Source organism: Cytobacillus sp. BC1816, from assembly GCF_051353635.1.
Lineage (GTDB): Bacteria > Bacillota > Bacilli > Bacillales > Cytobacillaceae > Cytobacillus > Cytobacillus oceanisediminis_C.
The window spans coordinates 3,643,885-3,661,840 of record NZ_CP195611.1 but is presented as its reverse complement, the minus strand read 5'-3'; the positions used below and the strand labels follow the sequence as shown (position 1 = coordinate 3,661,840).

Genomic DNA, 17,956 nt, shown 5'->3' with positions numbered 1-17,956 from the left:
AAATTAAAAATAAAAAAAGAACTAGGGAGAGAAGCATATGTCATTTTTTAATAAGGTCCTGGCAAGTGTTGGAATTGGATCGGCAAAAGTCGATACAAAGCTTGAGAAGGATTCAGCAGCCCCAGGAGAACCTCTCAGAGGCATTGTTGAGATCACAGGGGGAAGCACCGAACAGAAAATCGATGATATTTATCTTTCATTGAATACTACTTATATTAAAGAATCAGATGATAAAAAATATACAGTCTCAGGTTTGATTGACCGTTTCAGGCTCGCTCAAGCCTTCACCCTGGCGGCAAATGAACGAAAGGAAATTCCATTTAGCTTTAATCTTCCATCTGACACACCTTTGTCTTTTGGGAAGACAAAAATTTGGGTGGCGACAGGATTGGATATAAAAAACGCGGTGGACCCTGCAGATAAGGATTATATCCGAGTTGTGCCAAACCCGTTAATGGATTCTGTATTGAACGCTGCTTCGAGAATCGGATTCCGTTTGCGGGAAGCAGAATGCGAACAGGCTCCGCATCGCCTCCGCAGAAGGCTGCCGTTTATACAAGAGTTTGAATTTGTTCCAGTCTCCGGTCCTTTCAGAGGAAAGCTGGATGAACTGGAAGTTGTATTCTTCCCACAGTCAAATGGAGAGACTGAGATCATGATGCAAGTTGACCGCAGAGCGAGAGGGTTGGGGGGATTCCTGGCAGAGGCACTGGAAATGGACGAAACCTTTGTTCGTTTCACTGCTACAAATGCAGATATTCCTTATATGCAGCAAAAGCTCCAGTCTGTTATTGCAAAATATGCTTAAAATTTATGCTGACGAAACGATGGGTGACGCCCATCGTTTTTATATGCTTAGACTGCAGCTATGGAATGCATATAGTTAGGCAAGAAGTGTTTTAAAAAAATCCTGACCTTTTAAAAAGGGGGTTATTAACACGTAAATAATTGAGTCGGGAATTCTCTTCTCATCATCGGAAATAATCCCGTGAACACCAAGCCGCTGCATGTCTGCAAACTGGTATTGCTTGCTGATGGTCCACGAGTATATCTCATAACCGAATAACTCAGCTTGATTAATAAAGGACTTGGAAAGCAAGAGATGGTGAACGGATAGGAAAGAGGCAAAATCGCGGTAGGATGCCAAATGAAACAAATCCAGGTGTTTGCTCAGCAGCAGGCCTGCAGGAATTTCGGGAGCAAGCTGGTGAAACTTTTTTATCTCATTAATATGGAAAGATTGGACTTTTATCTGATTGTCAGGTTTATAAGAATTTAGCATGTCTGCCAGAATTTCTGTCATGCCAGGCTGATTTTCAGGTGATTTCATTTCAATTATGATTCCTGTTTTTCCGCTGACTTCTTTTAAAACTTCATTTAGTAAAGGGATCTTTTCACCGGCAAACGCAGGAGAAAACCAGGATCCTGCATCCAGCTTTTTTAATTCCTTAACCGTCAAATCCTCAATCAGCCCCTCTCCGTCGGTAGTGCGCAAAACATTAGCGTCATGAATAACGACAAGCTGTTTATCCTTGCTCAGCCTCACATCCAATTCGATGTAGTCAAAGCCCAATCTGTTTTATATTCAATCCTCATCGGATTGTTACTAATGACTATTTCTTATTTTTTTCAGCCACTCATGCCTTTTCAGTCTATCGCACACAGAGGTGCATCCGCTCTTGCACCGGAAAACACGCTGGCATCCTTTGAAAAAGCTATAGTTTAGATACCCGCAATTTTTCTTCACCTCCTTAAAAGACTTTTATACATAATATGCAGATTGAACACTTTTGAAAGCGTTTTCTTTATGAAAAAAAACGTGAATCGACAAAACTAGTATTTTTTTGATGGAGGAAACGACAAGAAAAATGGCTAATTAAACAGTAATACAAATTGTTCTTAGAAATTTGGCGGGATAGTAAAAAAATGTCATAAAAAATGCTTTTGAAGACATTATTCATCAAAGCAGCTGAGTTTGTCTGGTAGGTAAATCAGCCGAAAAAGCGGATGTGTAGAATGTGAGGGGGATGCCAAATGCTGAAGGAATTAACAATAATCAAAAGAAAAGAATATGATGTGACAATCTTTCAAACACCGAAATTTAGAGACAATAAAGGCTTTCAGCAAGTATATCGCCTAAATGTCGAAGCTTTAACCCATGAGGAATGTCTTGATTCAGTTTTTAGGAAGTTTAATGTGCATGACAGGATTCCCGGGGATTTTGATGGCCGATTTATTTCCACAGGGGATATACTCTATATTGATGAAGGCAGGAGAGGGCAATTTTATTATCAGCTAAAGCCGGGCGGCTGGGAAGAAGTTAATCGAATACATATACGCTAAATGAAATAGCAGGAGGGCACAATAGCTCTCCTGCTTATTTTATTAAATATTTTATTCGGTAATGTTTGATCCTGGACTGTTTTTGCGTTTATTGGCAGTGTATTCTTTGCCGTGGGCTTCTTGCTCTGCAATAATTGCTTCAGCAGGAATATGATTATTTTTCTTTGGAGAATTTATTCGGTTGCGGTGCTTTTTGCCCATCTTAATCCCTCCGATTATCTATTGCTTTTTGTTTTGACTGTTTTAGATGTATGGGGCTCGGTATTGGCCCTCGAAGATGGATTTGTCTCATTGGCATGCTGCACGGCCTGCCTGAGTTTTTTGCTCATTCCTTTTTGCGGCATGATTACAACCTCCTTTGGAAAAGCTAAAAATAGCTTTCCCGTACAGTGAAAAAACATGCCTTATGTAATTTGTTTCTAAGTGATGGCACATATGGTATAGTTTGACTTGGAAGCATTTACAGAGGCTTCAGAAATAATTTGGAGGTTTTGATTATGAGCATACATATCGGTGCTAAAGAAAACGAAATTGCAGAAACGGTCCTGCTTCCTGGAGACCCTCTGCGTGCAAAATATATTGCAGAAACATTTTTGGAAAATGCAGAGTGCTACAATGAAGTCCGCAACATGTTTGGCTATACAGGAACGTATAAAGGGAAACGCATATCAGTTCAGGGCACAGGCATGGGAGTGCCATCCATTTCCATTTATATTAATGAACTCATGCAAAGCTACAATGTTCAAAACTTGATTAGAGTAGGCACATGCGGTGCAATTCAAAAAGATGTGAAAGTTAGGGATGTAATCCTGGCTATGAGCTCTTCTACAGATTCCCAAATGAACAGGCTTACTTTTGGAGGAGTAGACTTTGCACCGACAGCTAACTTCGACCTTTTGAAAAAAGCTTATGATGCAGGTGTTGAAAAAGGATTAAACCTCAAAGTCGGAAATGTATTCACAGCAGATATGTTCTATAATGACAATGCTGACCACGAAAAATGGGCACAATATCAAATTTTGGCGATTGAGATGGAAACGGCTGCGCTTTATACACTTGCAGCGAAATTCGGACGTAAGGCGCTTTCTGTCTTAACAGTCAGCGATCATATCCTAACAGGTGAGGAAACAACTTCTGAAGAACGACAAACTACCTTCAATGAAATGATTGAAGTTGCACTTGAAGCTGCAGTTAAAGAATAAAGGAAATGGAAACTGGTTCATTGAGAGCCAGTTTTATTTTTTTTGTTTAAATGAAAAAAACTCAAATCTGCAAAAAGCCATTTGTGCCGTTTGTCCTGTTTTTCACACAATTATGGACTAGTTGACTTGTAATGTTAAAATAGTAATGTTGCAAAGAAAAAGAAAAGCGGAAGCGCCTTCGGAACAAGTAAAGTTCACTTGTTCCTGCGAAGTTTGTCCAAGGATGCATTCCTTGGTGCCCACCCCAGACAATACCAGGATGTAGGCTGCTTTCGCTAGACAAAAAAAGTCAGGTGAAATTGAATGAAGAAAATCATAATTATGGCAGGGACCTTTACCCTCCTGCTTTCCGGCTGCAGCAAGCTGGATCCTTATATGGAGAAGGTACAGCCGCTTATTGAAAAAATTCCATTTTTGGGGGGAGAAAAAAGCCTTGAGGAATCTCCTCAAGAGGATGACTCCTCAAAAGAAGAAGAAAACAGTGCTGAGGAAGCAGGCAATGAAGGAAAAGAAGAAATTCAAGATGATCCTCTTTCATTGGAAGCGGCATATTTTAATGATGTTAAAGTTGTCGATGGAAGAAATATAATTCAGAATCCTGAAAATGTGATGGCCCTCGTGAATAAACAGTTCAGTCTTCCAGATGGCTATGAACCATCCAAGTTAATGATCCCAGATGTTGCATTTTCTTATGGGAAATTAGATTTGGAAAAAAGCTATATGCGGCAGGACGCTGCCCAGGCTTTGGAAAAGCTATTTACCGGAGCGCTTAATGAAGGTGTTGAATTATTTGCAGTTTCTGGGTACCGTTCATTTACACGGCAATCACAGGTTTTTGCGGCTGAGGTAAGCAGAGTTGGAAAAGAAAAAGCAGTTCAGGCAGTTGCCATTCCGGGCAGCAGTGAACATCAGACGGGCCTTTCAATGGATATCTCAAGCAGAAGTGCAAATATGGAGCTCTCAGAAGAATTCGGGGAAACCAAGGAAGGAAAGTGGCTTGCTGAAAATGCACATCGCTACGGATTTATCCTCCGCTACCCTAAAGGAAAAGAAGGCATTACAGGTTATAAATATGAGCCTTGGCATTTCCGCTATGTTGGGACTGAGGCAGCAGGAGTCATTTACGAAAAGCAATGGACTTTGGAAGAATACTTCGATATTGTTAAAAAGATCTAAGAGGCCGCAAAGGCCTCTTTTATTTTTCTTTTTGCCTGAAATTGCTTTTCCCTGATTGAAAATAGAATATAACTGCTAAAATGAGGGGAACAGCGGGAAGTGCAGACAGGATGCGGATAACGTTTTCTGCCCCTGATAAATAATACCCTAAGGGAAGAAGAAGAAAAAAGCTTGATAGGGCAAGTTTCCATGACTGATTCATGATGCCTGCAATCAGGCTGATCAATGAAGCTGCGAAACTTAGCCATAACACTGCGATTATCATTATAATTCACTCCTTAAAAAAGTGATGGGTGGCTTGAGGGAGGGCTGGTGTATAGGATTAGGCGGGTGCTTGCGGATTTTTAAAATGAGACTATATAATAAAATATGGTCTATACTGGCTAAACATTAACCTTTTATTTTCTCGATGATTATATTAAGGGGAAGTATGATTCCTGAGTTGGCATATATCAAGCCGCCGACTGTTGGCTTGATGTTTATTAACGCCCTTAAATGAGGTAATAATAAACTAAGGTTTTACAGGTGAAAAGGAGGTTCATACATTGGAAAAAGTTTCACTTAAAGTTGTGGGGATGACCTGCAGCCACTGCGAAGAGGCGGTTAAAAATGCCCTCCTCTCCATTGATGGCGTGGCAAGCGTCGCCATTGCCTTTCACGATGAACATGCAGAGATTGAGTATGACCCGAAAAAAGCTGATCAGGAAAACTTAATAAAAGCGATAGAAGATCAAGGCTATGGGGTAGCCTAACATAAGAAGGAGCGCTTTAGCATATTTCGCTGGCGCTCTTTCAATTTTTATACATACGCATTTTTCTTTGTTATTTTTTCGATAAAAATGTTATTCTAATCATTAAGGATTCTACATAGTTATTTTACGGTAATGAAAGTGGTGAAGAGTTTGCAAAATGAAGATATAAACAAAGAAACTTCCGAAACACCAGATAATAACCATTCAGGTTTTATCCGTATGAAAAAGTTTCATTTTGTCATGCTGCTGTTTTTTATTGTTTTCCTTTCAGCTGGAATTACTACCTTTGCACTGGCTTTTGGAGACGAAAAAGCAGTAGATGTTGGAACAGGTGAGAGAAGGGAATTTGATAAGTTTTATACAGCTTATGATACCCTTAAGACAAACTACTTCCAGGAAGTTGACCAGGATAACCTTATAAATGGCGCTATTAACGGTATGCTTGAAGCGCTGGATGATCCATACTCAGACTATATGAACGAGGAAGAAGCCAAAAGCTTCCATCAGAGTATTTCATCCTCATTTGAAGGAATCGGAGCTGAAATCCAGGAACAGGAAGGCTACATTGTAATTGTTTCGCCATTAAAAGGTTCACCTGCTGAAAAGGCCGGGCTTAAACCGAATGACAAGGTCCTGTCCGTTGATGGAAAAAGTCTTCAGGGGATGAGTTCAACAGAAGCCGTTATGCTGATCAGAGGCGAAAAGGGCACTAAGGTAGAACTTTCAGTTCAGCGCCCTGGTTCAGATGAGCCTATGAATATTTCCATTACTCGTGATACCATTCCCCTTGAAACCGTCTATGGGGAAATGCTTGAAGATGGTATTGCTAAAGTGCAGATTACTACTTTCTCGGAAAATACTTCTAAAGAGCTGGTGGAAACTCTGAATGAGCTGCAGAAGCAGGGCATGAAAGGATTAATTCTTGATCTTCGCCAGAATCCTGGGGGTCTTTTGGATCAGGCAGTGAAAATTTCCAGCCTGTTTGTCCCGGATGGCGAGATTTTATTCCAAATTGAAGACCGCAATGGAAACAGGGAAGAAGTTAAATCAACGAAAGAGGAAAACCCGAATATTCCTTTAGTAGTGGTAATTGATAAAGGAAGCGCAAGTGCATCAGAAATTTTGGCCGCCGCAGTACACGAGTCTGCAGATGTGCCGCTTGTCGGTGAAAAGTCGTTTGGAAAAGGCACAGTCCAGCGTGCACAGGACTTCTCCGATGGATCAAACATGAAATTCACTACTGAAAAATGGCTGACACCGGATGGGAATTGGATTCATAAAAAGGGAATAACACCGGATCACAAAGTGGCCTTGCCGGATTATGCTACACTTCCATTTATTAATCCTGACACTGAATTAAAGCTTTCTGCTTCTTCAGCTCAGGTTAAAGCAGCACAGCAAATGCTAAAAGCACTTGGATATGATCCTGGAAGAGAAGATGGTTTCTTTGATGAAAAAACAGAACAGGCTGTCAAGGAGTTTCAGGCTGCTGAAAAGCTTGAGCAAAATGGAGTATTATCAGGGCAGTCTACCCTTAGACTGATGGAAAAACTCCGTGAAAAAATTGATCAAAATGATACGCAAATTCAAAAAGCAGCCGAAGTGCTGAAAGAACAAATAGAATCTTAAGGCAAAAGCTCTCCATTTTTTTGGAGAGCTTTTTTCTGTGTATACATGTATTCCTGTTATGAAAATGGGTATATAAAGCATTCATCTTTCCCACAATGATAGTAAACTTTACTATAAGCAGCGCAGGGGTGATTCGCTTGAAGAATATAATGATTGTTTTATTATTGGCTGCAGCCATCCTGTCCGGCTGTACTTCCTATCAGCAAAAAGAAGATCGCAATGAGGTAAGGCAGTATTCTGCACCTGATGAGGCCGAAAAGGAAGATAAAGAGCCATCAGCTATTGGAAAAGAAACGAAAAACTTTTTGCTGATTGGTGTGGACAGCAGGGGAGAAGAGGATTCACGTTCAGATGCTATTCTTCTAGCCAGTTATGTACCTTCAGGAGAATCGATTAAATTGGTGTCTTTAATGAGGGACAGCTATGTAAAAATTCCTGATTATGAATATATGTACAGCAAACTGAATCATGCTTATTATATAGGCGGCAAGGATTTATTAAAGGATACAATAGAACAAAACTTCGGAGTCCGAATCGATCATACAGCAATTATCGATTTTAAGGGATTTACAAAAATGCTTGATGCCATTGCCCCGGAGGGAATTGAAGTGGAAGTCAGTTCTGCAATGATTGACGATATGGGATTGGATTTGGATCCTGGCAGGCAAAAACTTAAGGGGAGCGACCTTTTATCGTATGTTAGATTTCGCCATGATGGACAAAGTGATTTTGGGAGAGTGGACAGGCAGCAGGAAATTTTGATAGAGCTTAAAGATGAAGTGATGAATCAATTCTCTTCACCTGCCGGTTTGGCAAGATTTCCTGAAGTGATCAGCCAGGCATTGAAATACGTTGAAACTGACTTAAAGTTTGAGGATGCAATAGCCTTAGGTGTTTCATTTTTAATGGACCCTGTTACTGATATTGAAACACTGAGGGTGCCGATTACAGACAGTTTTGAAAATAAAACATATGAGCATGCCGGATCGGTTCTCCAGCTGGATTTTGAAGAAAACTCAGAAGCACTTAAGCAGTTTTTGAAGGCTGATAAAGAATAGTGACGTAAATAAGCCAAAGCGATTTAAGAAAGTAAATGAGGAGCCGTTGGGGCTCCTCATTTACTTTTTCTGCAGACAGCAATTCCAAAAGGGTAGTGTTTGCCTTCCCTTTTCGGTTCAATAAGAACACTTCTCTGATAATAAAATTCCGTCTCCCCGTATGACTTAAACAGATCCGTGAATTCATCTTCAGTCAGCTGATGATAATGGAATGGCTCTCTTGTTGGTTTTCCCCTTCCAGCGCCGAATGGAGTGGATAAAATGAGAGTCCCCCCAGGCTTTAGCATCTTATAAAGGCTGTTAAGAAATATTTCTTCTGATGCCAGGTGTTCAAGCGTTTCAAAGCTCGTTATTACATCAAAGAATCCTAATTGATCTGGGAGGATTTCATCTTCTGCATTGGCTTTTACATATTGCACGAGAGGATGATAATGGTACTGTCTGGCATATTTCAGTGTATCTTCATCAACGTCCACTGCGATAATTTCATTGATTTCTTTTTTCTTGGCTTTTGCCATGATTTTTGAGCCGTAACCCGTTCCGCAGGCAATATCAAGGACTCTTCCTCTGGCATAATAAAGGGCAAAATAGTAACGCGCCAAATGTTCCAGAAGCATTCCATTTGTAATCGGCATTAACTCCGGTATGATTCTTTCTCCGGTATTTTCGAGCATATTAACTCCACCATCCTTATTAGAGATTATAGCAAATATGGCTTATGGTTTGTATGGACTGATAAAATCATATACAATGTGTCATTAGACAGGATAGCTATAAAGAGGTGATCCTTTGAAGCAGATAGTGGAACTTAATGAGCAGACCCGCAATCAAATATCAGTTATAGAACAAAAGTGTGAAAAGCTTGCTGAAAAACTTCTTAATAACTATAAAACAGACTTTCAAACCGGCGGGGAAAATCTGGTAGTGGACCTGATCAGAACCATTAAAGGCCGAGGTGCATCAGAAAATGATGTATTTAAAGTTGACTATGAGTCCATTTTGGAATTGGGAATTGAAACGGAAGATGATTTTTTTCCAAATGCATATATTCCCATCTGGAAATGCAAACAGGAAATGTTTCATTCCGTGGGTTACTTAACAAATCTGGATATTGATTCAATAGAGAAGAAAATGATGATTATGATTGAAGAAATGCTTGCAGACCGTGAAGAAGGGGAAAAATATGAATAAAACAGAAATATATATATTATCAGGCTTTCTTGGGAGCGGGAAGACTACACTTCTTAAGCAGCTGCTCCAGGATGAAAAAAAGCAAGGCAGGAAAGTGGCAGTCATGATGAACGAGCTGGGGAAAGTATCAATTGACTCGGACGTGGTTGATGAAGATGTACCATTAAAGGAGCTGCTTGATGGATGCATATGCTGTACAATCTCAGATAAGCTGGAAGCTCAGCTTCAGGAATTATTGATGGTTGATAAGCCGGAAGCGATCTATATTGAAACAACAGGCGCTGCTCATCCCATAGAAGTTCTGGATAGCATCCTTTCCCCGCTCTTTGCAGATCGAATGCTGGTAAAAGGAATTCTTTCAGTTGTTGATGGTCCAAGGTGGCTTAATCGAAAGCTGTTAAGCCCGCAGATTCAGCAGCTATTAATTGAGCAGGTGAGGCATGCGGATTTAATTATTTTAAATAAAGCAGATGATCTTACAGAAGCGGAACAGGCCAGGCTTACAATGGAGGTACAGGGGCTAAATAGCCATGCTTTCAGCATCTTAACATCGTACTCAAAGATCGCTGTGAAGCAGGTGAGAGGTATGACTTCCGGGAAAAAGAGCCCGGCTTCCAGCTCACATGTTTTTTCTGACCTAAGCCTGAGCACTTTTGTTTATCAGTTTCAAAAACCTGTCAATCAGTCTGAATTTGAGGACTTTCTAAGAGGCCTCCCTGATACTGTTTACAGAATAAAAGGATATTTGAAACTGAATTCATCACAGTATCCGCTGCTGTTTCAGTATTCTTATGGAATGCCGCTGTATATGCAGGAAAACATGAATTTGCCCTTGAATATGGTATTTATAGGAGAAAATCTTGACTGGGAAGATATGAAGAAAAAATTAACTGCCTTAGAAGGTATTAATTAAAGATAAGAAAAATCGCACTCTAATTGTGCGATTTTTTTATTTCTTCATATGAATGAAAAAAACCTGTTTTTGGGAAACTCAATATATAATGCTGAACCGAAAAAACATAAAAAATGAGTGGAACTTATGAAAACAATACACGCAATCATTATTTTTATTGTTCTTTTTACTGCAGGAGCCATACACACTGCTGCAGCGGAAGAGGGGATAAGCTGGCAAATTGAGATGATCCCTTGGGAAGAAGTAAATGGGATATTGCCTAAATACAGTAAATTTACTGTTCTGGATGTTGAAACAGGCAAGAAGTTTAAAGTTCAAAGACGAGCCGGCAGCCATCATGCAGATGTACAGCCATTAGACGCAAAAGAAACAAAAGTAATGAAAAGCATTTATGGAGGAAAATGGAGCTGGAAGAGGCGAGCAATCATTGTTATTAATGGCAATCAGTGGATTGCCGCTTCTATGCATGGCATGCCCCATGGAGGCGGTGCACTGAAAAACAACTTTCCCGGCCACTTCTGTATTCATTTTTATGGCAGTACCACCCACCGTACCAATTACATGGATTTATCACACAAGCTGATGATATTAAAAGCAGCAGGAAAACTTGATGGATATCTCTATAAAGCAAATCCATATGAAGTGATCAGTGCATTCATGGCTGGATTAAAACAGCAGGATTCCAAGATCGTACAGCCCATTTCCCTTCAGCCCTTGCCATGGAATCAAATCCTGCCCATCATAGAAAATGTACGGCTGAGTGCGATGCCTGTTCTTCCTGCTGAGGATTTGACAGGCGAGCTGAGCCTGGAAGTGCCGGTAGAAGTAGACTGGTTTATAAAGAACCGCGGCAGACTGCATTTTAGGGGCAGCATCTATCTTGTGCGCTATTCACAGGCTGACCCATGGAAAGTGGACAATAAAAGATTCTTTAAGGAGAATAAGTTAGTGAACGAATAAAAGCTTGAGAATAAAATCTCAAGCTTTTATTTGTTTTCAGCAAGACTACTGTTTTTCTCCAAATTTGATGAATGTGCGTTCGTCTTCCACAAGTCCGCATGCAGCACACTGTACCCTCTTGTCGGGGCCTTTATAAGGCATATGAAAGGGGGACAGCTGTTCACTGCTGTACTCTTCCAATACATTCCCTGTCTGGGGATCCATTTTAATGGATTGAGGCACCTGCTGAATAATATTGAATCGGCTTCTGTTGGTTTTACAGTTTGGACACCGATAAGGTGAATTCATTAATCATTCTCCTTTCTGGCATATTAGATATATTTTTTGCATTTATAAAATTATTTATGTAAAAATACATTTAAGGAAATATAATGGTTCCTGTTTTGGAAGGGATGTGGCAGTAATGAGTCCAGACTATGAAAAGCTTCTGAATGAATACCGGAAGCTTTGGAATAACCGGAAACTCGAAGAGGATCATAATGCTGAAATGATATTGAAGGAAGCAATCTCCAGGGAATTAAAGGATGAAAATTCCCATCCTAGAGTCCGTAAGACAATCTATGAAAAATTCTACCTTGCGGTTAAGAGAATTACACAGTCAGACTTGAATGAAACATCAAAAAACGCACTTATCCAAATGCATATCAATGAATGTGAATGTTTGAAATAGGAAGAGTAAAGCTTCCTATTTTTTTTGAATTCAGCAGGTTTTCTTTAGGTTTCAAGATCCTTTCACATTTATCTCACAATATTAAGGTAAGATGAAGGTAAGATAGTCATAAGGAGAAATGGTATGTCAAAAAAAAAATATTGGTTTTTCTTATTATTGATAATAGCAGCCATTCTTACTTCCTGCTCAGAAAAGAGCCAGCCTGCAATTCCAGAAGAAATAACTTTTGCTGCTACAGTGAATATCAAGGATATGACCATATCCTTTGTAGATTTAACTAAGAAGGAGCTGGCGGCAGAGTGGATTATGGAAAAACCTTATACAGGGGCTTTGATTTTCCCGGACAATGATTCCATACTTCTTTATGGAAAACAGCTGGAGACGGCAGATCAATATTCCTTAAAGGAAGGAAAACTGATTGATAGCTGGGAGACAGGAGAAGGTATTGTCAACGGCATCCTGCTTGAAACAAATGAAATAGCTTTTGCAGATCAAAACTTGAACAAAATAAGGTTCTTTAATTTAAATGGAGAGGAGGAAAAACAGGTCGAGACCGAAAGAGATCCGCTTACCCTCCTTGAATCCTCTGCAGAGAAAAAGTTATTTGTCCTAAGCTTCAACCATGAGAAACTGGGAATTATCGATCTTGAGTCAAAAGAAAAAAGCGGGGAATTTACAATCCATCCTTTAGCAGCCGGTGCCTGGCTTAATGAGAAAAGCGGTGATATCTGGATTGGCGGACATGGAGAAGGTGTTGAAATTGAACAGAATATCCATGTGTATGATACTGAAACAGGGGAGTTAAAGAAGAGAATTCAGGCTCCTTCGATGCCGATTAATTTTCTTGGACAAGAAAATCATGTATATGTCTTAAGCCATGGTTCAAATATGTTATATAAAATTAATGAATCAGGGGAAGAAGCTGCCACTGTCTCAGTTGCAGCAAATCCCTTTGAAATGGCTTTTGCAAATGATATGCTTTTGGTCGCCGGTTATGACAGCAATGATTTACATATACTAGAGCCAAAAAATTTAAAAACGCTTAAAAATATTAAGGTTGGAGAGGGCCCTTTTAAAATAGTCATTAGGGAGAGTGTGAAATGACATGCTGAATATCCTGATAATAGATGATGAAGCAGATATGAGGCATCTGATTGAAATGTACCTGGGGAATTCAGGATTTACATGCTTTTCAGCAGAAAGCGGCTTTGAAGCATATGGCATACTTGAAAATAATGTGATGGACTTAGTTATTCTGGATATAATGATGCCGGGTGAAGATGGATTTGAAGTATGTTCTCGAATCAGGGAAAAATCAAATGTGCCAATTATATTTCTCTCTGCCAAGGGAGAGGAATGGGATAAAGTGAAAGCCCTGCAGTTAGGAGGGGATGACTATATTGTCAAACCGTTCAGTCCTGGAGAACTTATTGCCAGAATGAATGCTGTTCTCCGAAGAACGGGCGGATTAAAAAGTGACATGGATTCTATACAAGTTGGAAAGATCACAATTGACAAAAAAGCAAGGAAAGTCTCAGTTGCGGGGAAGCAGGTCACGCTTACTCTTAAAGAATATGAATTGCTTCTATTTTTTATTGAACATAAAAACCAGGCATTAAGCAGGGAGCAGCTGCTTGAATATATATGGGGCATCGATTATACAGGAAGTTTAAGAACAGTGGATACTCATATAAAAACGCTGAGAATGAAGCTGGGGGTTGGGGACTATATCCAAACAGTCTGGGGAGTAGGCTATAAATTCGAGGTGCCAAGTGAATGAAATTCCTGACCAATAGCCTGGCAAAAAAAATGTGGCTGACTGTGACAGCCGCGATTATCATTACGATCTTATATTCCTACTTTCTATCTTATTTATTTTATGAAAAAATTTATGTGGAAAATGTAAGGGAATCCCTGCTTACTGAAGGGAGGAGTTTGTCTTCAGAATACAAGGGGGGGCCTTTGACAGAGGATCTCAGGGAAAAAATCGATTGGTATAATTCAAAAGCAGAAACAGAAGTTTTTATTGTCAGTAATCCTAGAGAGCTTAGTGCCTGTCTGCCTTTTGAAATTGACTATCAGACTCTAATTGGTGAAGAAGAACGCGAAGAGCTGCTAAAAGGCAGTGCAGTTGAAAAATTGGGCTATGAAAAAAGGTTTGACCGAAAGATTATGGGTGTCATTATTCCGCTTCTTGATGATAATCGGCTGCAGGGCATAATATATTTATATGTTCCCCTGGCAAAAATTTCAGAGATTACCCAGGATTTTGCGTATCTATGGTTTGCTGCCGCGTTGATTTTTACGGTTATCAGCATCATTTTAGGTACCATGCTGGTTAAAAAACTGACAAAGCCCCTATTGGATATGAAGGATGCAGCTGACCATGTTTCAAAGGGGTACTATGATATTCATTTAAACATTGATTCGAAGGACGAAATTGGCCAGCTGGCAAGTGCATTTAATCATATGTCCTCGTCTATACAAAAAGAAGACGAAAAGAAAAAGGATTTTCTGGCAAACGTATCGCATGAGTTAAGAACCCCCATTAGCTATGTAAAGGGCTACAGTGAAGCACTCATTTCCGAGATGGCAGAATCTGAGGAGGACAGGCAAAAATATTTGCAGCTGATAATTAGAGAGTCAAAAAGGATGGAACGTTTGGTGGGAGACCTGCTTGATTTATCTAAGCTTGAATCTGACGAATACAAACTCGAAAAAATGCCCCTGCCTTTGGGACAGCTTATTGAGGATGCTATTGAAAAATACAAGCCTATCCTCCGCGAAAAGAATTTGGATTTACAATACCGCCTGGATCCTGAAGTAATCATCAACGGGGATGAAGGCAGAATTGAGCAGATCATCCAAAATATTATGGACAATTCTATTCGGTATACAGGAGAAGGCAGAATCAGAATCCTTTTATCTCAAGAGAAAGATAAATGCGTGATTGAAATAGAGGATACAGGAATTGGGATTTCTGAAGAACATTTAAGCAAGATTAAACACAGGTTTTATAGAGTGAATAAAGGCAGAACGAGATCAGATGGCGGTACAGGACTTGGTCTTGCGATTGCAGAAAAGCTTGTTAAGCTCCATCAGGGTGAGCTGACTGTTTTAAGTGAATTAAATAAAGGTACGACGGTAAGAATCGTGCTGCCGCTGTTCGAAATAAGGTAAGATAAAGGAGATTTGTATGAAGAAGCTACTAAATATTTGGCTCCCAGTAATGTTCATGGTAAGCCTGACAGCCTGCAGCAATAATAATGCAGCTGAGGAAGAACCGCAGTTCCTGGAAGTCGAATTATCGATTAATCCTGAAAAAGCAAAAGCAAATGAGCCGGTAGTTTTTGAAGCAAAAGTTACATATGGGGAAGAAGAGGTGACGGATGCAGACGAAGTAAAGTTTGAAATCTGGAGAGCAAATGCGGAAGAACATGAAAAAATACTTGTTGAACACACTGAAAACGGGATTTACCGGCTCGAGAAAACCTTCGAAGAAGAAGGAACCTACTATATATACTCACATGTAACTGCACGAAGGATGCATAATATGCCTAAAAAAGAATTTGTTATCGGCCAGCCTAGTGAACCTGAAAAAGAATCAGCCAGCCCGGAAAAGGAAAATATGGAAGACAATGATGATAGCAGCCATTAAAAAGCAGCAATGGCTGCTTTTTGTTTTGGATCCGGGTAATTCACCAAAAACTTTTCCTTTAGGGGTATAAATACCCAAATTCGGGTACATATACCTATAATATTTGTTACAATGGTGTAATAAAAGTAAAGAATAATGTCAGCCTAAAAACCTGTCAATAGTGATGTTTTAGTATATAAATGGTATTTGATTAAAGAGGCTTCCACTAAAGAGAAAAAAACCCAATCGTTTATTTACCCATTTATGAATATCCCTAAACCTTTTAATATAAGGATTCATGAAAAGCTGCAGTCCTAATTTAACTAGATTAAAAGTCTCTGAGGTGTCCTGAATTCAGGTATTTGTTAAATCTGTCCAAAAATATTACGAAAAACCCTGTGATATGATGATTGTGCAAGTCACACAGCACCACACAACAAAGAAAACAAACACAGGGAGGATTTATATACATGAATAAGAAAGTTATTTACTCAGTAGCAGCGGCAGCAGCATTACTAGTATCAGCACCAGGAGCTAACCAAGCGGACGCAGCTTCAAATTGTCCTACTCCTGAACAAGCTAAAAAAATGGTAGTTTCTCAATCTGGTAACTTAAGCCAGGAACAAATCAATAGCATTCTTCAAAAATACCTTAATAACTACAATATTAATTGGGGAAATGTTCAAGTAAATAAACAGGAAGTTCAGAAGCCTGCAGCACCAGTACAGCAGCCTGCGAAATCACAGGCTCCAGCACAGCAGCCTGCGAAAGCACAGGAAACAGCAAAGGCTCCAGCACAGCAGCAGGCACCTGCACAACAGCAGCAAGCACCTGCTGAGCAGACAAAAGAAGCGGCACCTGCAACTTCTGAAGTAAGTGCGTACGAGAAAAAAGTACTTGAATTAACTAACCAGGAACGTGCAAAAGCAGGAGTGCCTGCACTTAAATTGGATGTAGAATTAAGCAAAGTTGCTCGTGAAAAGTCACGTGATATGCAGTCAAAAGGATATTTTGACCATAACAGCCCAACTTACGGTTCACCATTTGATATGATGAAGCAATTCGGTATCTCATACACTACAGCAGGAGAAAACATTGCTATGGGCCAACAGTCTCCTGAAGAAGTTGTACAAGCTTGGATGAATAGTGAAGGCCACCGTAAAAACATCATGAATGCAAACTTCACGCATCTTGGTGTAGGCCATGTTGCTGACGGCAACTACTGGACTCAAATGTTCATTGGCAAATAATATGTGATGGAGTGAAAGGCAGCCTTTTTAGGCTGTCTTTTTTTGTTTTGCACTGTCACCTGAATAATGTCGTTTACGTAATGATTCAATTATAGTATTTACTTGGACTCTATGTATGTATTCAATCCTTCATAGGAACATTAGTAAAAGACACTAAAATCAGAAGCAACAGGTGATTTGAATGGATATTAGAAAAGGAACAAAAGAAGATTTGAAAAAAATTATGGACATCGTCCAGCAGACTGTTAACATTATGGCATCCGAGGGAAATGACCAATGGAACCGGACTTATCCCCAGGATCAGGACTTTTTAGCTGATATTGAAGCAGGCAATTTGCACACGGCCATTTTTGATGGAAAAGTTGCAGGTTCCATTACTGTCGATCAAACTCAGGCTGAGGAATATAAAAGTGCCTCTTGGAGAAAAGATGAGCCGTGTTTTGTATTTCACCGTCTGGCAGTAGATCCAGAGATCAGAGGTGAGGGAATTGCGAGCAAGTTAATTATTTTTGCTGAAGAACATGCAGTCAGTAAAGGGATTCCGTATATGAGAACCGATACATACTCGCTGAATACAAAGGCTCAAAGATTATTTGAAAAAAACGGATATGTCAAAGCAGGTACAATCTTCATGGATCGGGACAACCCTTTTTATTGTTATGATAAACTGCTGGATTAAGGCTTTTCTTCACTCTTTACAAAAATGGGTATTTTTTCTTCCTCTTGAAGTAAGATGGGGAGAGAAATGGAAAGTATCCCATTTTCGAATGACGTTTCGATTGAATATTTATCAACGGGCATAGGGAGGGTCAGCACTTTTTCAAAGGACCTGCTATGTCTTTCTTTCAGAAAATAGCGCAAGTGCTGATGAAATGAAGAACATTTTCCTTTGATAATTAGTTCATTTCGTATGAGAGATACTTTTATGTCATTTTTGCATACTCCGGGGAGCTCTGCTTCAATTTTGATATCCCCATTGCACTCATACATGTCACATCGCGGATAAATATCCTGATTAGATAGAAAACGATTGATTTTTTCCTGTTCCAGTCCTGAAAAGGAATGTTTTTTATTGTGACTGGATTTCTCAGACGATATAAAGGTGTCCCAGAAATCCTGGTTTTGATACTGGGAGGACATTTTTATTAAATCTTTCCATTTTTCCAGCTCCATTA

24 protein-coding genes are annotated in these 17,956 nt (G+C 39.7%); 17 read left to right on the top strand and 7 right to left on the bottom strand.

Annotation, left to right across the window (positions count from 1 at the left end):
* The first annotated feature begins 37 nt into the window (after positions 1-37).
* Entirely contained in the window at positions 38-808 is a 771-nt protein-coding gene (locus ACR42H_RS18635) for a sporulation protein (RefSeq protein WP_436372483.1), read from the top strand.
* Between the two features lie 75 nt (positions 809-883).
* Here the strand turns inward: ACR42H_RS18635 and ACR42H_RS18630 are convergent, their stop codons facing one another.
* The gene (locus tag ACR42H_RS18630) at positions 884-1,573 is read right to left on the bottom strand and encodes a glycerophosphodiester phosphodiesterase (protein ID WP_436372481.1); all 690 of its coding nucleotides are present in this window, start codon (positions 1,571-1,573) and stop codon (positions 884-886) included.
* 461 nt (positions 1,574-2,034) lie between these two features.
* Between ACR42H_RS18630 and ACR42H_RS18625 the strand changes: the two genes are divergently transcribed.
* On the top strand, positions 2,035-2,343 hold the full coding sequence (locus ACR42H_RS18625) for a YodL domain-containing protein (protein WP_113884700.1): 309 nt from the start codon (positions 2,035-2,037) through the stop codon (positions 2,341-2,343).
* Between the two features lie 51 nt (positions 2,344-2,394).
* Here ACR42H_RS18625 and ACR42H_RS18620 read toward each other — a convergent pair whose 3' ends face one another.
* Both ACR42H_RS18620 and ACR42H_RS18615 read right to left on the bottom strand, forming a co-directional pair.
* The gene (locus ACR42H_RS18620; protein ID WP_009332577.1) at positions 2,395-2,544 is read right to left on the bottom strand and encodes a hypothetical protein; all 150 of its coding nucleotides are present in this window, start codon (positions 2,542-2,544) and stop codon (positions 2,395-2,397) included.
* A gap of 14 nt (positions 2,545-2,558) precedes the next feature.
* Positions 2,559-2,687, bottom strand: a complete 129-nt coding sequence (locus ACR42H_RS18615; RefSeq protein WP_009332576.1) for a hypothetical protein — start codon at positions 2,685-2,687, stop codon at positions 2,559-2,561.
* A 153-nt stretch (positions 2,688-2,840) separates the two neighbouring features.
* Between ACR42H_RS18615 and deoD the strand changes: the two genes are divergently transcribed.
* Both deoD and ACR42H_RS18605 read left to right on the top strand, forming a co-directional pair.
* Positions 2,841-3,545: a purine-nucleoside phosphorylase gene (deoD, locus tag ACR42H_RS18610; protein WP_436372478.1), complete on the top strand. Its 705-nt coding sequence runs from the start codon at positions 2,841-2,843 to the stop codon at positions 3,543-3,545.
* 303 nt (positions 3,546-3,848) lie between these two features.
* Positions 3,849-4,721, top strand: a complete 873-nt coding sequence (locus ACR42H_RS18605) for a M15 family metallopeptidase (protein WP_113885420.1) — start codon at positions 3,849-3,851, stop codon at positions 4,719-4,721.
* A gap of 19 nt (positions 4,722-4,740) precedes the next feature.
* Here ACR42H_RS18605 and ACR42H_RS18600 read toward each other — a convergent pair whose 3' ends face one another.
* Positions 4,741-4,986 carry a hypothetical protein gene (locus ACR42H_RS18600; RefSeq protein WP_113885419.1) on the bottom strand — a complete coding sequence of 82 codons (246 nt, stop codon included), beginning with the start codon at positions 4,984-4,986 and terminating at the stop codon, positions 4,741-4,743.
* A 280-nt stretch (positions 4,987-5,266) separates the two neighbouring features.
* Between ACR42H_RS18600 and ACR42H_RS18595 the strand changes: the two genes are divergently transcribed.
* The 3 genes from ACR42H_RS18595 (at position 5,267) to ACR42H_RS18585 (ending at position 8,160) form a co-directional block, all read left to right on the top strand.
* The gene (locus ACR42H_RS18595; RefSeq protein ID WP_113885418.1) at positions 5,267-5,473 is read left to right on the top strand and encodes a heavy-metal-associated domain-containing protein; all 207 of its coding nucleotides are present in this window, start codon (positions 5,267-5,269) and stop codon (positions 5,471-5,473) included.
* Positions 5,474-5,605: 132 nt separating this feature from the next.
* Positions 5,606-7,102, top strand: a complete 1,497-nt coding sequence (locus tag ACR42H_RS18590; protein ID WP_436372475.1) for a S41 family peptidase — start codon at positions 5,606-5,608, stop codon at positions 7,100-7,102.
* A gap of 128 nt (positions 7,103-7,230) precedes the next feature.
* Positions 7,231-8,160 (top strand): LCP family protein, encoded by a 930-nt coding sequence (locus ACR42H_RS18585; protein ID WP_436377000.1) that lies wholly within the window; start codon positions 7,231-7,233, stop codon positions 8,158-8,160.
* A gap of 56 nt (positions 8,161-8,216) precedes the next feature.
* Here ACR42H_RS18585 and ACR42H_RS18580 read toward each other — a convergent pair whose 3' ends face one another.
* Complete coding sequence (locus tag ACR42H_RS18580) at positions 8,217-8,834, bottom strand: class I SAM-dependent methyltransferase (protein ID WP_436372473.1); 618 nt, start codon at positions 8,832-8,834, stop codon at positions 8,217-8,219.
* Between the two features lie 115 nt (positions 8,835-8,949).
* Between ACR42H_RS18580 and ACR42H_RS18575 the strand changes: the two genes are divergently transcribed.
* The 3 genes from ACR42H_RS18575 (at position 8,950) to ACR42H_RS18565 (ending at position 11,224) form a co-directional block, all read left to right on the top strand.
* Entirely contained in the window at positions 8,950-9,351 is a 402-nt protein-coding gene (locus ACR42H_RS18575) for a hypothetical protein (protein ID WP_113885414.1), read from the top strand.
* Positions 9,344-10,264, top strand: a complete 921-nt coding sequence (locus ACR42H_RS18570) for a CobW family GTP-binding protein (protein WP_436372471.1) — start codon at positions 9,344-9,346, stop codon at positions 10,262-10,264. Before ACR42H_RS18575 ends, ACR42H_RS18570 begins: the two co-directional genes overlap by 8 nt.
* A 126-nt stretch (positions 10,265-10,390) precedes the next feature.
* A complete protein-coding gene (locus tag ACR42H_RS18565) occupies positions 10,391-11,224 on the top strand; it encodes a hypothetical protein (protein WP_436372469.1) in 834 nt (277 codons plus the stop codon).
* A 45-nt stretch (positions 11,225-11,269) separates the two neighbouring features.
* Here ACR42H_RS18565 and ACR42H_RS18560 read toward each other — a convergent pair whose 3' ends face one another.
* Entirely contained in the window at positions 11,270-11,512 is a 243-nt protein-coding gene (locus tag ACR42H_RS18560; RefSeq protein ID WP_009332565.1) for a hypothetical protein, read from the bottom strand.
* A 115-nt stretch (positions 11,513-11,627) separates the two neighbouring features.
* Between ACR42H_RS18560 and ACR42H_RS18555 the strand changes: the two genes are divergently transcribed.
* From ACR42H_RS18555 to ACR42H_RS18525, 7 genes are all read left to right on the top strand, one after another.
* Positions 11,628-11,894, top strand: a complete 267-nt coding sequence (locus ACR42H_RS18555; RefSeq protein WP_113885411.1) for a hypothetical protein — start codon at positions 11,628-11,630, stop codon at positions 11,892-11,894.
* Between the two features lie 123 nt (positions 11,895-12,017).
* Positions 12,018-12,998: a WD40 repeat domain-containing protein gene (locus tag ACR42H_RS18550; RefSeq protein ID WP_436372465.1), complete on the top strand. Its 981-nt coding sequence runs from the start codon at positions 12,018-12,020 to the stop codon at positions 12,996-12,998.
* A 1-nt stretch (position 12,999) separates the two neighbouring features.
* Complete coding sequence (locus ACR42H_RS18545; RefSeq protein WP_113885409.1) at positions 13,000-13,674, top strand: response regulator transcription factor; 675 nt, start codon at positions 13,000-13,002, stop codon at positions 13,672-13,674.
* Positions 13,671-15,074: a sensor histidine kinase gene (locus tag ACR42H_RS18540; RefSeq protein WP_436372463.1), complete on the top strand. Its 1,404-nt coding sequence runs from the start codon at positions 13,671-13,673 to the stop codon at positions 15,072-15,074. Before ACR42H_RS18545 ends, ACR42H_RS18540 begins: the two co-directional genes overlap by 4 nt.
* 16 nt (positions 15,075-15,090) lie before the next feature.
* The gene (locus ACR42H_RS18535; RefSeq protein WP_436372461.1) at positions 15,091-15,552 is read left to right on the top strand and encodes a FixH family protein; all 462 of its coding nucleotides are present in this window, start codon (positions 15,091-15,093) and stop codon (positions 15,550-15,552) included.
* A gap of 449 nt (positions 15,553-16,001) precedes the next feature.
* Positions 16,002-16,781, top strand: a complete 780-nt coding sequence (locus ACR42H_RS18530; protein WP_436372459.1) for a CAP domain-containing protein — start codon at positions 16,002-16,004, stop codon at positions 16,779-16,781.
* Positions 16,782-16,962: 181 nt separating this feature from the next.
* Positions 16,963-17,460: a GNAT family N-acetyltransferase gene (locus ACR42H_RS18525; RefSeq protein WP_436372456.1), complete on the top strand. Its 498-nt coding sequence runs from the start codon at positions 16,963-16,965 to the stop codon at positions 17,458-17,460.
* Here the strand turns inward: ACR42H_RS18525 and ACR42H_RS18520 are convergent.
* Positions 17,457-17,954, bottom strand: coding sequence for an Hsp20/alpha crystallin family protein (locus ACR42H_RS18520; RefSeq protein WP_113885404.1), 498 nt, complete (start codon positions 17,952-17,954; stop codon positions 17,457-17,459). The genes ACR42H_RS18525 and ACR42H_RS18520 overlap by 4 nt on opposite strands.
* Positions 17,955-17,956 lie beyond the last annotated feature (2 nt).